This is a genomic window from Blautia sp. HCP3S3_H10_2, assembly GCF_052122375.1.
Lineage (GTDB): Bacteria > Bacillota > Clostridia > Lachnospirales > Lachnospiraceae > Blautia_A.
In genome coordinates, this window is sequence record NZ_JBQKCL010000017.1 from 97,043 (window position 1) to 108,322 (window position 11,280).

An 11,280-nucleotide genomic window follows, 5' to 3' on the forward strand; every position below is an offset into this window, starting at 1 on the left:
TACAAGAATGATGGTTGGCGGAAGATTATGATCTTATGCAAGGGAAAAACGTAATTAAGCTTCTAAGGATACAAAGGGGGAGCCTATGAAAAAGATAATCAGCCTTGGCCTGGTAGTTCTGCTGCTGGGAAGCATACTCGGCGGATGCAGCAGAGCTGAGGAAAATACAAAAAATGAAAATCTGCCTGAAATAATAGTGGGCTGTGACAACTATTCTCCGTTTAGTTATGCAGACGCCAATGGGGAAATGACGGGAATTGACGTAGAACTGGCCAGGGAAGCTTTTTCCAGAATGGGGTATGCTCCGGAATTTGTTTTCATCAATTGGGAGGACAAGAAGGATTTACTGGCAGATGGAGAGATAGACTGTATCTGGAGTAGTTTTACCATGACCGGGCGTGAGGATGAATATAACTGGGCCGGACCTTACATGCGCAGCCGTCAGGTAGGTGCGGTAAACGAAGACAGTGACATCCAGACATTGCAGGATCTGGAGGATAAAGTGATCGCTGTACAGAATACCACCAAACCAGAGGATATCATCCGCAGTCATGATGGTACGTTTCCTCAGCTGCGTAAGGTGATTTTCGTACAGAAAAGAGACCTGATCTTTATTCTTCTAAGTAAAGGGTATGTGGATGCGTTGGCAGCACATGACACTTCAGTAGACCAGTTTATGGCAGATACAGGATTGAAATTCAGGATTCTGGAAGAAACTTTGCAGTCAGTGGAGCTTGGAGTTGCATTTGATAAAAAAGATACAAGCGGATTAAATACACAGCTGACAGAGGTGCTGGCAGGGATGCAGGAGGATGGCACGGCCGGATGCAAAGACGATTCCGATCATTGCCATGACAGCGAATGCTTTCAAAGAGGATGAAGAGAACTGTCTTGCAGCTGGAATGAATGCCCATCTGGCGAAGCCGCTGGATATGGAGAAAGTGAAACAGACCATATGTGAGATGGTTAAGTTGTAAATGAAATAAAATCTGGAAAGTTTTTGAAAAAGGCATTCTGCAAAGTGAAGGAATGTCTTTACAAACAGAAACTAAAATATGATTTGGCCAAAGGCGGCAGAAAGGAAAAAATAAATTGATACATGTAGCAATTGTCGAGGATGATGATAACTACGCTGAGACAATACAGGAATATCTGAAGAAATTTGGAGAGGCGCAGCAAGAGCAGTTTCAGGTTTCAAGGTTCCATGATGGATATGAAATAGTAGATGGTTATAACAAGGCGCAGGATATCATTTTGATGGATATTGAAATGGGCATGATGGATGGGATGGAAGCCGCAGAACAGATTCGTAAAGTGGATGAGCAGGTTATTATTATTTTTATCACCAATATGGCGCAGTATGCGTTACGGGGATATAAAGTAAATGCGCTTGATTATGTTTTGAAGCCGATCAGCTATGCAAGCTTTACAGAAACCCTGAAAAAAGCAATCCGTTCTCTGGAAAGAACAAAAGAAAAGTATTTGTCTATTTCCATGAGGGACGGGGTAAGAAGAATAAAAACGTCTGATATTGAATGGATTGAAAGTATGGGGCATAGACTGACGTTTCACACAGTTAATGGAACATATGAAACCACTATTTTTTCAATGAAAGAGATGGAAGACAAACTGGGATCAGATGGATTTACAAGATGCAGCAGCGGCTGTCTGGTAAATCTGAAGTGGGTCAGGGAGGTAGAAAACAGTATAGTAAATGTAAATGGTGAAATGTTAAAAATCAGTCGTGGGAAAAAGAATGAATTTATGGCAAAGCTTGTGAGCTATATGACTGAGTAACAGATGGGAGGTGAGAAAAATACAGGACATTCCTAAATTATATACGGCATTTGCAGAATGGCTGTCATGTGTGAATATGATCATAGCATGTGGTGGTATCTTAAAGGAAAAAAAGATAAAACTGACCGCAGTGGCAGCTGGTTTTCTGCCTCTGGCGATAATTCAGCTTTGGTGTGGAACCGTGGAAAACTGGCTTTGGCTAGCCGGAATGTTTGCAGCAATTGCTGTAATGACAATTCTTTTAAAATATGGTTGCCAGACAAAATGGAAAAATGCTGCTTATATGTGCGCAAGGGCATTTATGCGTGCAGAATTGATTGCAGCACTTGAATGGCAGATTTATTCATTTTATTTTTGGAAAAACGGACGAAAAGAATATACAGTGAAAAGTGTTCTTTTTTGTGGGGCGATTTATGTAGTAGGATTTCTTCTTTTTTATTATCTGGATATCCACCAAGTGAGAGAAAGAGAAAACTATGAGTTGGAAATCAGCAGAAAAAATCTGTTACTTGTCTGGATTCTTACTCTATTTATGTTTGCGCTTAGTAATTTAAGTTATACAGAAGTGATAACACCATTTACCGGGGTAATGAAATCTGAAATCTTTAATATCCGCACGTTGATGGATCTGGCTGGAGTTCTTATGATTGAAATTTTCCAGATAGTGAAGCTTGATAATGATACCAAGCAGGAGATGATGGCAATCCAGAATGTACTTCGTACGCAGTATTTGCAGTACAGGGAATCGCAGGAAAATATAGAGTTGTTGAATCGGAAATATCATGATTTAAAGCATCAGATACAGGTACTTCGGGAGGAACCCAATGAGAAGAAAAAAGGTCAGTATTTAGATGAGATTGAACGGGGAATTCATTTGTATGATTCAGAGATAAAGACTGGAAACTCAGTACTTGATACAATCTTTACGAGTAAAAGTACACAATGCGTACGACTTGGAATAAAAATGACAGTTGTTGCAGATGGGAAACTGTTAAATCAGATACACGTGATGGATCTATGTACGATTTTTGGAAATGCATTGGATAATGCGATTGAATATGAGGTGCAGATTCAGGATCCAGAGATGAAAATGATTCATGTGAGCATATCTGAGAAGCAATCTTTTGTATGTGTACTTGTGGAGAATTATTATGAAGGAGAGCATTTAAAGATAGGAGAATTACCTCCTACGACAAAAGCAGATAAGAGATATCATGGATATGGATTAAAGAGTATTCGTTATTCCGCAGAAAAATATCATGGTTGTTTTAATGTTACGATAAAAGATAATTGGTTTCGCCTGGAACTGCTTTTCCCCCGTAAAGGATTAACAAAACAGAAATTGTAAGAAAAGTAAAAAAAGTTTGTCGAATTTCGTTGAACGGAAATGACAGACTTTTTTATTTTTTCGTTAATGTCCATTTATGGAATCTGAGTGCAAAATATGAAATGAAAAATGCGATTTTTGAAATGAGGAAAATTCGAAAAAAATATGTGTTATGATACAAACATCAAAAGGAAAATGATTAACTGCGCAGAATCGTTTTCAAGGATAGAAGGAAGGAGGCTAAAAGAAACGCAGGAAATAAAGGACGATAAAAGGTTTTTCATAGCTGAGAAATGGAATAAGTGGGCGGATGAAAGGCCAGCAGTTGCCCGATGGGTACGTGAGGGCGGTTTATTCGTGATCGTATGTAACCTGATAACCGTATTTAAATATCTGATGCTTCAGTTTTTGCCAAAGCTTTTTGCAAGACTACCAATGGTCAAATTTGGATGGCCAGGAATCCAGGTTCAGTTGTTTGGCGAGCAGTTTGAATGGAACGTTATAGGGTATGACACAGCACATGGTGGTTTACCTTATTTTTGCGCATACATGACGGCAATGGTGATCGGCGAATGCGTGAATTTTGTAATTCAGAGAAATTATGTATTTCGCAGCCATGGTAATCTGAGACGACAGATTCTATGGTATATGGTAGCTTTTTTCGTGGTGACCTGTATTGTAAATTCAGTCAATTGTATCTGGATTGCTGTAGCAGGAAAATTTGTTCCAGATTTCATTTATAATATAGGAACAACTGTTTTGAATGGGGGAGTTTCCATGGTAATCTTTTTTGTTGTAAATAAGATTATTTTTCCTTCAGAGCAGGCAATGAAAGGGCAGAAAGAGTGAAAAGGCAGGAAAAATGAGATGAGAGGACAGGCATTTAATCCATATTTGCCGCAGAATGAGTACATTCCAGATGCAGAACCCTATGTGTTTGGAAACCGAGTGTATATATACGGATCACATGACAGATTTGGAGCACCAATGTTCTGTATGAATGATTATGTATGCTATTCTGCACCAGTTGAGGATCTGAGTGACTGGAGATATGAGGGAATCATTTATCGTAAAAACCAGGATCCAAAAAATAAACTGGGAATGAGGCTTTTGTTTGCACCGGATGTTGCGAAGGCACCAGATGGAAAATATTATTTGTATTATGCATTTGATTTCATGGGAATCATGGGAGTTGCGGTAAGTGATAAACCACAGGGACCGTATGAATTTTATGGCTATGTACATTATAAAGATGGTACGGTATGGGGACGAAAAAAAGGAGATTCATTTCCTTTTGATCCAGGTATTTTTATTGATGATGACAGGAAGGTATATCTCTACTCAGGATTTTATACGCCAGTTCCAGGAGTGGTAACAGGCGGAAAAAGAAAATTCGAAGGCGGATATGTATTAGAACTAGAACCGGATATGATAACGATAAAAACCCCGGAAAAACTTTTATTTCCAAAAGAGGGAACTGGAGCATTTACTGGTCATGAATTTTTTGAAGCAAGTTCTATGAGAAAATATAATGGGAAATATTATTTTGTGTATTCCTCAAAGAATAATCATGAACTTTGTTATGCAATTAGTGATAAGCCAACCGAAGGCTTCAAATTTGGAGGAACGCTGATCAGCCAGGGGGATCTGTTCTTGAATGAAAATACAGATGAGAACCATGCTAAAAACTATCTGGGAAATACTCATGGAAGTATATTGCATTTAAATGATAAGTATTATATTTTTTACCATCGACAGACAAACAGAAGCTCCTATGCAAGACAGGCATGCGCAGAGGAAATAGAGATGCGGTCTGATGGAAGTTTTGCTCAGGCAGAGGTTACAAGCTGTGGCCTGAATGGTGGACCATTGGACGGACTGGGAAGGTATGAGGCACGAATTGCATGTAATCTCTGGTCAAAGAATGGTACCGGAAGATATGATGGAAAGAACCCGAGAAAGAAGTTATCAGAACATCCATATTTTACACAAGATAAAAAAGATGGAGATGCAACAGCGGTTCAATACATTGCAAATATGAGAGATGGCGCGGTTGCAGGATTTAAGTATTTCGATATACGGAAACTTGGAAGTGTTTCAATAGAAATCAGAGGAAATGCAGACGGCAAAATGATCATTTCATTGGATGAAACTTTTGACAATGTGTTGACTGAGATCAGAGTTTCTGAGTCTGGAAATGAGTGGCATGTGGTGAGTGAAAAGGCGCAGGAAATGAAAAAAAGGGAGAAACATTCAAATGCGATATTTTTCAAATATAGTGGAAATGGAGCAATTGATTTTAAAGCATTTGAACTGAGAAAGGAGTAACTATGAAAAAAGAAAAGAAATTAAAAATGAGTAATAAGGTATTCAGAATCATAATGAGCACCATTATGGCTATTTTTTTGATTTTTGCTGTAGTTTTAACGACAGTAACAAATTATTTTACACCGTCGTTGGATACCTTCCTTGGAAAAGGAAAAAAGACAGCAACTGTACCGAAAGGAACTTCTGATTGGGATACAAATTATTATGATTTTGAAAGTACGAATTCAGAAGAAGCATTGAATAATAGTGTGAAAATAGCAGAGCAGATTGGCGATGAAGGTGAAGTACTGTTAAAGAATGACGGAATTTTGCCACTTACTACGGATAGCAAGGTAACCCCGTTTGGTTATCGTTACATAAATCCTGTAATGAGCGGTTCTGGTTCAGGTGGAACTAATACAACAGCAGACTATGTATATACAGCAGAAAAAGGTCTGACAGAGGCATTCGGGAATGTAAATACGGATGTTGTAGATGCCATGAAAAAAGCAGAAACGGTTGATACTACACCAGTAGCAGCCAGCGGAGAAGGCGGACAGACAGCATTTTTAGGGGCATCTGTAAATATCAGTGAATATCCGGCAGATACTTATAAAGGTTTAGAAGACAGCTGCAAAGATACAGTTGGTATTGTTTTCGTTGGACGTGCTTCAGGAGAAGGTGGAGATTTGTATACAAAGGAGTACGCGGACGGAACTCCTCATCAGTTAGCTCTCACAGAAGCAGAAAAAGAAACCATTCAGTTTGCAAAAGATAATTGCTCTGGTGTTGTAGTGGTTATAAATTCAACAAATGCTATGCAGATTCCGGAGCTCGAGGATGATGACCAGGTTAATGCAATTCTGCAGATTTGTACACCTGGTGCGATGGGATTCAAGTCTCTTGGGAAAATCTTAAATGGTACTGTATGCCCATCTGGTAGAACAGTAGATACATTTGTAGCAAATAACCAGGAAACTCCTACATTTGTTAATTTTAATAACGGAGAAGGAAACACTGTATATGAGAATGCTACATATACAAGAGATATATGGTTAGCTGCATTTAAGGGAGGCTCAGAATTCCAGGCTCCTTTCCGTGAATATGAAGAAGGAATGTACCTTGGATACCGTTGGTATGAAACAGCATCTGATTTAGGATACTTTACAAGCAATAATCTTCCAGCGGGAGAGACAGATCCGTATTATAACCGTGATAATGGTGTTGTATATCCATTTGGATATGGAATGAGTTATACTACTTTTGATCAGAAAATTGAAAGCTATGATGATTCCGGAGATAATATTGAACTTTCTGTAAAGGTAACAAATACAGGAGATACATATGCCGGCAAGGATGTTGTGCAGATTTATTATAATGCTCCATATACAGAGTTTGATGAAGAGAACAAAATCGAAAAACCAACAGCAAATCTGATTGCCTTTGATAAGACAGGAGAATTACAGCCAGGGGAGTCTGAGCTTGTTAAGATCAGTATTCCGAAAGAAGATATGGCATCTTATTGTTATACACATGATAATGGAAACGGAACAACAGGTGCATATGTTCTTGAGAAAGGCGATTATGAGATTACTTTGCGTCAGAACAGTCATGATGTAATCGAAAAGAAAATTACAACGATTGATGATACTTTCTGGTATGACGGATCGGATGAAGATCATATCCGCAATTATGATAAAAATGCCCAGGCAGCATTAAACGCTGATGGAACATCAACTGGGGAACCAGCGAAGAAAGAAGCAGACGATTCAGCTGAGTTTATTGCAACAACAAATGAATTCGAGCACGCAAATGAATATATGACAGATCCATCTGTTGGAAATGATGTTACAATTCTGACAAGAGCAGACTGGGAAAATACTCAGCCAACAGCACCTACAGATGTAACTAAGCAGGCAAGCGATACGGTGATTTCATGGCTGGATTATGGATATGCAACATATGATCTTGGAAAAGGAACCTGGGATGATGTAAACGATCCGGTATTGGGATCTAGTGAAGGTAGTAAAGTATATGTAGCAGAAAAAGATATGCCGAAATCCAAACAGGATAATGGTCTTACTTTATCGAACATGAGAGGAATCAGTTACTATGATTCAAAGTGGGACGAGCTGTTAGACCAGCTTGACTATGAAAGCGATGAGATTAATGGAGCATTATTTGCAAATGGATATGCATCTGGAAAGTTATCAGCAGTTGGTAAAATGGCTACATCTGAACATGATGGTCCACAGGGAATTGGCCTGAATGATAATTCTGGTAATAACTGGGTATCCTGTTGTTCCTTCCCTGCCGCAACGACATTGGCGCAGACATGGAATGTGGATCTGGCATATGAGATGGGCAGTCATGTGGCAGAAGAAAATTACTGGATTGATGGCAGTGGATGGTACGCACCGGCGGTAAATCTTCACTGGTCTCCATTCTCTGGAAGAAACTATGAATATTATTCAGAGGATCCAATTATTTCAGGAAAGATAGCAGCTGGTGTAATATCTGGTGCAGGAGATAAAGGAACTTATTGTGCGCTGAAACACTTTGCAATGGTTGAACAGGAAGAACAGCGTTGGTGGATTCCGTCAGCATGGGCAACAGAACAGACAATCCGTGAACTGTACCTCAAAGCATTTGAGATACCTGTAAAAGAAGCAATGAAAACAATTAAGTATATTTCTGATGATAAAGGTACAGTCAGCACAAAAACTATGCGCGCATGTGATAACATGATGACAAGCGGATGGTCAGGAATAGGTGGTTTGTATTCTGGCTATGATTACAATCTTATGACTGCAGTGCTCAGAGATGAATGGGGATTCCAGGGATTTGTAATTACTGATTATGATCAGGGAAATGGTCCAAATGACAATGTTGCAGTAAACAGAATGGTAAGAGCCGGAGTAGACCAGCATATGATCGATAAGACTCTTAGCCCAGGAAAATATACATCTATTGATACAGCAACAGGCGTGGCAGCACTTCGAAGAGCTATAAAAGATACTCTGTATACGATGGCAAATTCAGCACAGGTTAATAACACAGCGCCAGGAGCAAAAGTTTACTATAAAATGTCTCCATGGAGAGTTGCAGTAATTATTGTTGATGTTATAATCGCAGCACTTATTGGACTTGGCATTTTTGTAATGGTGAGAAGAACAAAAGATGAAAAGCTGAATCCTGATAAATATAAAAAGAAAAAAGTAAAAGTACAAAAAGAAGAATAACGAAATTCGCAAAAAAAGCAGATTGCATTTTGGGCTGGACAGGCTTATAATGTACAAGAATAGATGAAAGGGGAGCTTGCCGTAAGCAGGCTGAGAACAGAATGTTTGGTCTGGACCCGTAACCTGATTTGGATAATGCCAACGTAGGGATATAGCGGATACGTGTTTTTTTCATACGTGTATTTTGAGCGGATATGTCTTTGTGGCATATCCGCTTTTTAGTATGAAGGTCCTGTGGGAGCGCCAGAGGCGCGGAGCAATCGACTTTCATTCATGGACATATCTGCGTAAGCAGACATGTCCGTTTAGTTTGCTGGCTCAAATATGAAGACGCCGCGATTTACGAAGTAAATACGTGAATTCTTCATGTTGGGAGGCTTGTACAAAATTGTCTATGAAGCAGGTAAAGGAGGAAAATGATGTTTGGAGAATGTTTAACAAAGGTAAGAAAGCAGGTACCGCTGGTGCATAATATTACAAATTATGTAACAGTAAATGATGTGGCAAATGTATTGCTGGCTTGTGGCGGCAGCCCGATCATGTCTGATGAGCCGAAGGATGTGGAAGATATCACAACGATCTGTGGTGGGTTAAATATTAATATTGGAACCCTGAATGAGCGCAGCATCGAAGGAATGTTTCTTGCAGGAAAGCGTGCTAAAGAGCTGGGACATCCGATCTTGCTGGATCCGGTGGGCGCCGGTGCATCGAAGCTGCGTACAGAGACCGCTTTGAAACTGATGGAAGAACTGCACCCGACAGTTATCCGCGGAAATATTTCTGAAATCAAGACACTTGCATTTGGAAGTGGAACAACCAAAGGGGTAGATGCAGATGTGGCAGATGCCGTAACAGAAGAAAATCTGGAAAATTCTATCGCTTTCATAAAAGATTTTGCCAAAAAAAGCGGCTCTGTAATAGCAATCACAGGGGCTATTGATCTGGTCAGTGATGGGGAAAACTGTTATGTGATCCGAAATGGCAGACCGGAGATGGGTAAAATCACAGGAACCGGATGCCAGCTGTCCGGAATGATGACAGCCTATATCACAGCGAATCCGGAGCAGAAGCTGGAGGCAGCCGCAGCAGCAGTCTGCGTGATGGGACTGGCAGGAGAAATCGGATGGAGCCATATGCAGGAATGGGAAGGGAATTCTACATACCGCAATCGTATTATTGATGCTATTTATCAGATGGACGAGGCAGTCCTGAATGAGGGGGCCAAGTATGAACGTCGATAAAAAAGACCTGCTGTTGTATGCAGTTACGGACCGTCACTGGCTGGATGGACGTACCTTATATTCTGTAGTAAAAGAGAGCCTGGATGGTGGTGTGACCTTTGTGCAGCTTCGGGAAAAGGAACTGGATGAAGCACATTTCCTGGAGGAGGCAAAGCAGCTTCAGAAGTTATGTAAGGAATATCAGGTGCCGTTTGTGATCAACGATAATGTGGATATCGCGATTGCAATGAATGCAGACGGTGTACATGTAGGACAAAGTGATATGGAAGCTGGCGACGTGCGGGCCAAGCTTGGACCGGATAAGATCATTGGTGTATCTGCGCAGACTGTGGAACAGGCAGTTCTGGCGGAAAAACGAGGAGCGGATTATCTCGGGGTGGGAGCTGTATTTCCTACCGGCTCTAAAGCAGATGCCGTGGAAGTGCCCCATGAGACACTGAAGGCTATTTGCGAGGCAGTATCGATTCCGGTAATAGCCATTGGCGGCATAACCCAGGAGAATGTGAAAGAACTGAAAACAAGCGGGATCTGTGGAATTGCAGTTATCAGTGCGATCTATGCACAGAAGAATATTAAAAAGGCGACAGAAGATCTGAAAGAAGAAACAAAGAAGATGGTGGAAGCATGATTCGGGGAGCAGTTTTTGACCTGGACGGTGTGTTGCTGGATTCTATGGCAATCTGGAATGATCTTGGAGCGAGATACCTGCAAAATCAGGGAATCCAGCCAGAGCCGGACCTAAGAGAGATGTTGTTTTCCATGAGTATGGAACAGGGCGCAGAATATATGAAGCAGCAGTATCATCTGAAACAGTCTGTAGAAGAGGTACTGGCAGGAATTCAGGAAATGCTGCAGGATTATTACTTCTACGAGGTAAAAGCGAAAGACGGCGCCAGGGAGCTGCTGGCTTTTTTGCAGGAGAAAGGGATCAAGATGACAGCGGCTACTTCCAGTCCGCGGGAGCATGTGACAAGGGCACTTCGGCGAAACGGACTTCTGGAGTTCTTGCAAAAAATAGATACTACCAGTGAGGTGGGAGAAAGCAAGCATTCCCCGCTGATCTACAGACTGGCAGCAGAATATATGGGAACCAGACCAGAGGAAACACTGGTATTCGAGGATTCCCTGTATGCACTTCAGACTGCGAAGCAGGCTGGATTTCGTGCCATTGGTGTTTATGACGGCAATGGAGAAACAAACCAGGCCGGGGTGAAAGAGACAGGAGAAGTGTACCTGAAGGATTTAGCAGAATTCCTAAACTGTATCCCTTGTCAAGGACATTTTGAATTAGTGTAGTGCCTATTTTTTAGACACCTACACAAAAGTGATATCCCTGATTTTGGACATTCCTTTGTTTGGTTATCCA

Annotated in this window: 9 protein-coding genes, 1 pseudogene and 1 riboswitch; all 10 genes and pseudogenes read left to right on the forward strand. The window is 40.8% G+C overall.

The genetic code is table 11. The annotated features are described in order from the left end of the window. Positions 1–85 precede the first annotated feature (85 nt). The 10 genes and pseudogenes from ACTQWB_RS16235 (at position 86) to ACTQWB_RS16280 (ending at position 11,210) form a co-directional block, all read left to right on the forward strand. Positions 86–880: a substrate-binding periplasmic protein gene (locus ACTQWB_RS16235; RefSeq protein WP_441502406.1), complete on the forward strand. Its 795-nt coding sequence runs from the start codon at positions 86–88 to the stop codon at positions 878–880. Further along, a pseudogene (locus tag ACTQWB_RS16240) lies at positions 807–977 on the forward strand (hypothetical protein); the annotation flags it as partial. The gene ACTQWB_RS16235 and the pseudogene ACTQWB_RS16240, both read left to right, overlap by 74 nt. A 115-nt stretch (positions 978–1,092) precedes the next feature. After that, the gene (locus ACTQWB_RS16245; protein WP_441502405.1) at positions 1,093–1,797 is read left to right on the forward strand and encodes a LytR/AlgR family response regulator transcription factor; all 705 of its coding nucleotides are present in this window, start codon (positions 1,093–1,095) and stop codon (positions 1,795–1,797) included. 10 nt (positions 1,798–1,807) lie between these two features. Then, positions 1,808–3,145 carry an ATP-binding protein gene (locus tag ACTQWB_RS16250; protein WP_441502404.1) on the forward strand — a complete coding sequence of 446 codons (1,338 nt, stop codon included), beginning with the start codon at positions 1,808–1,810 and terminating at the stop codon, positions 3,143–3,145. Positions 3,146–3,481: 336 nt separating this feature from the next. Further along, a complete protein-coding gene (locus ACTQWB_RS16255; RefSeq protein WP_441502403.1) occupies positions 3,482–3,973 on the forward strand; it encodes a GtrA family protein in 492 nt (163 codons plus the stop codon). 18 nt (positions 3,974–3,991) lie between these two features. Continuing rightward, positions 3,992–5,452: a family 43 glycosylhydrolase gene (locus ACTQWB_RS16260; RefSeq protein WP_441502402.1), complete on the forward strand. Its 1,461-nt coding sequence runs from the start codon at positions 3,992–3,994 to the stop codon at positions 5,450–5,452. Between the two features lie 2 nt (positions 5,453–5,454). Next, on the forward strand, positions 5,455–8,673 hold the full coding sequence (locus tag ACTQWB_RS16265) for a glycoside hydrolase family 3 C-terminal domain-containing protein (RefSeq protein ID WP_441502401.1): 3,219 nt from the start codon (positions 5,455–5,457) through the stop codon (positions 8,671–8,673). 58 nt (positions 8,674–8,731) lie between these two features. Continuing rightward, positions 8,732–8,840: riboswitch (TPP riboswitch) on the forward strand. 252 nt (positions 8,841–9,092) lie between these two features. Next, positions 9,093–9,914, forward strand: a complete 822-nt coding sequence (gene thiM / locus ACTQWB_RS16270; protein ID WP_441502400.1) for a hydroxyethylthiazole kinase — start codon at positions 9,093–9,095, stop codon at positions 9,912–9,914. Beyond that, positions 9,901–10,542 carry a thiamine phosphate synthase gene (gene thiE, locus ACTQWB_RS16275; RefSeq protein ID WP_441502399.1) on the forward strand — a complete coding sequence of 214 codons (642 nt, stop codon included), beginning with the start codon at positions 9,901–9,903 and terminating at the stop codon, positions 10,540–10,542. Before thiM ends, thiE begins: the two co-directional genes overlap by 14 nt. Continuing rightward, positions 10,539–11,210, forward strand: coding sequence for an HAD family hydrolase (locus ACTQWB_RS16280; protein ID WP_441502398.1), 672 nt, complete (start codon positions 10,539–10,541; stop codon positions 11,208–11,210). Before thiE ends, ACTQWB_RS16280 begins: the two co-directional genes overlap by 4 nt. Positions 11,211–11,280 lie beyond the last annotated feature (70 nt).

Coding starts and splice junctions, on each gene's coding strand:
- ACTQWB_RS16265 (WP_441502401.1), top strand. CDS start 5,455: ATGAAAAAAGAAAAGAAATTAAAAATGAGTAATAAGGTATTCAGAATC.
- thiM (WP_441502400.1), top strand. CDS start 9,093: ATGTTTGGAGAATGTTTAACAAAGGTAAGAAAGCAGGTACCGCTGGTG.
- ACTQWB_RS16235 (WP_441502406.1), top strand. CDS start 86: ATGAAAAAGATAATCAGCCTTGGCCTGGTAGTTCTGCTGCTGGGAAGC.
- ACTQWB_RS16260 (WP_441502402.1), top strand. CDS start 3,992: ATGAGAGGACAGGCATTTAATCCATATTTGCCGCAGAATGAGTACATT.
- ACTQWB_RS16280 (WP_441502398.1), top strand. CDS start 10,539: ATGATTCGGGGAGCAGTTTTTGACCTGGACGGTGTGTTGCTGGATTCT.
- thiE (WP_441502399.1), top strand. CDS start 9,901: ATGAACGTCGATAAAAAAGACCTGCTGTTGTATGCAGTTACGGACCGT.